General features: G+C 43.6%; 1 protein-coding gene. It reads left to right on the top strand.

All coding sequences use genetic code 11. The annotated features are described in order from the left end of the window. Nucleotides 1–252: 252 nt before the first annotated feature. On the top strand, nucleotides 253–2,596 hold a 2,344-nt coding region (locus AC4II3_RS32390; protein WP_488017164.1), incomplete at its 3' end, for a two-partner secretion domain-containing protein.

Below are 2,596 nucleotides of genomic sequence, written 5' to 3'. Positions count from 1 at the left end.
CAAAAGGCAAAAGGCAAAAGGCAAAAGGCAAAAGGCAAAAGGCAAAAGGCAAAAGATTGTAGGGTGGGCAAAAACAGTTTGGTTCCAATAATGATTAATGAGAGCGATTATTTTGCCCACCCTACTTTACCTGACAGCTGTTCGCGTAGCGTGAGCTAAAAGCTCACGATTTGTGAGTTTGACCATGGCTGATGGGAAAAATAACCTTATCCCACTCAAACCAAAATTACATCAGCAACCAAGGTCAAGTTGATGAATCAAACTATTCAGCGATGCTATTTACTCTGCTATGTTTTAGTCTCTAGTGTCTTCATCCCCAATATCGCCACCGCCCAAATCAGCAGTGATGGCACTTTATCCACTACGGTGACTAGTGATGATGGAGTGAATTTCTTGATTGAATCTGGGGTACGTACTTCAGATCATTTGTTTCATAGCTTCTCGGAATTTTCTGTACCCAGCAACGGGTCAGCCTTCTTTAACAATGCTGCTGATATTGCCAATATCTTTAGCCGTGTTACGGGAGGGAATATTTCTAACATTGACGGCTTGATTCGTGCTAATGGTAACGCTAATTTATTTCTGATTAATCCAGCTGGAATTATCTTTGGGCAAAATGCTTCGTTGAATATCGGAGGTTCATTTTTTGCTACTACTGCCGAGAGTGTAGTATTTGGAAATGGCATGGAATTTAGTGCCACTGAACCAAACCAAGCGCCATTATTAACGATTAATATTACCCCTGGTTTACAGATGGGAACAAATCCGGGAAATATTACAGTAAATGGTCCAGGATATACCATCGCTACAGAAAATCCTTTTATTGTAACCAGCTTCACAGGTTTGCGAGTTGGTGTTGGCAATACCCTTGCTCTAATTGGCGGTGAGATTACCTTAGATGGAGGCATAATAGCGGCGGATTCGGGATCAATTGAGTTAGCTAGTGTTACAGAGGGATTGGTTAATCTCACTCAAACCTCCGAAACCTGGCAATTTAGCTACGAAGCAGTGCAAAACTTTGGTAATGTCGAGCTGCTCTCCCTAGCCCTAGCAGATGCTAGTGGTCAAGGCAGTGGTTCTATTCAAGTACACGGACAAAACATTTCCTTGCTCGGTGGTTCCAGAATGCTCCTGCAAAATCGAGGTTTACAGCCTGGAGGAGCACTTAACCTAACTGCTTCTGATTCAGTCAAGTTAATTGGAACCGATAACAATGATGGAGAGTTAGGTAGTGTTTTAATGACAGAAACGATTGGAGGAGGAGAGGCTGCCGATATTGTGATCTCTAGCCAGCACTTACTCCTTTCTCAGGGGTCAGGAATTGCTTCAAGAACGTTTACTCCTGCAAGGGGTGGTGACATCAGGATTAATGCTACTGAATCGATACAACTTCGGGAATTTTCTCCAATTAATCCTAGCAATGGCAGTGACATAACAACCTCAACCTGGCGTTCTGGCACTGCTGGAGATCTTACCGTCTCTACCAAACAATTGACCATTGATAGTCAACAGTTGCTTTCTGTAGCTCTCGACGATGGTAAGGGAGGAAATATCACCCTGTTGACTGAGCACTTGAGGCTTCTTGATGGAGGAGTTGTCGCCTCCACAGCTTCCGAAAGTGGTCAAGGGGGAAATATCACCGTTAATGCTCAATCAACTGAACTAATTGGCTTCAATTCTAATAATTTTATTGCTAGTGCCTTCAGTACTTCTACAAGGGGTAGAAACAAAGCTGGTGACTTAACCATTAATACTGGCAGATTGGTACTGAAAGATGGTGGACGGGTTGGTGCTGCTACCTTCAATAGTGGTAGAGCTGGAACTATCATTATTAATGCCTTGGAGTCGGTTGAGGTGAGTGGTACTGTACCAGGGTCAGTCAATCCTAGTTTAATTATCTCCAGTGCCAATGTCTTAGATCAGGTTCTACAACAGCAATTGGGATTACCTCGTATCCCTAGTGGAGATTCCGATAGTGTTATTATTAACACACCAGTTTTGAGAGTTACAGATGGAGCCCAGGTAACGGTAAGGAACGATGGCACAGGTAATGCAGGTGATTTAGAAATCAATGCTGGTCAGATTTTTCTGAACAATCAAGCTGCTATCAACGCCTCGACTCAATCCGGTGAAATCGGTAACATTAACCTGCAAATCACAGACAACTTACTATTACGCAACGGTAGCACCATTACCACAGAAGCAGGAGGAACCGGTGATGGTGGCAACATTATCATTAACTCGGATTTAGTCACTCTCCTAGAAAGTAGCTTTATTAAAGCCGACGCTAATCAAGGAAATGGGGGAAATATTTCGATTACTACCCAAGGCTTATTTGTTTTTCCTGATAGTGCGATTACCGCTAGTTCTCAGTTTGGGGTAGATGGGGTGATCAGCATTAACAATGCTTATACCCCCGCTAACGGCTTAATTGAATTACCCACAGAACTGCGCGATCGCACTCAAGAAATCGCTAAAGGTTGCCGTTGGACTGCTACCAGTAGTTTTTATATTACCGGACGGGGTGGCATACCCCAAGACCCCAGTGCCATGGTACGAGGTGGCCAAATCTTATCGGATGTGCGGGATATATCTG

It is taken from the genome of Moorena sp. (assembly GCF_982860115.1).
The sequence above is the reverse complement of the archived record's forward strand: the minus strand, read 5'-3'. Positions and strand labels throughout refer to the sequence as shown.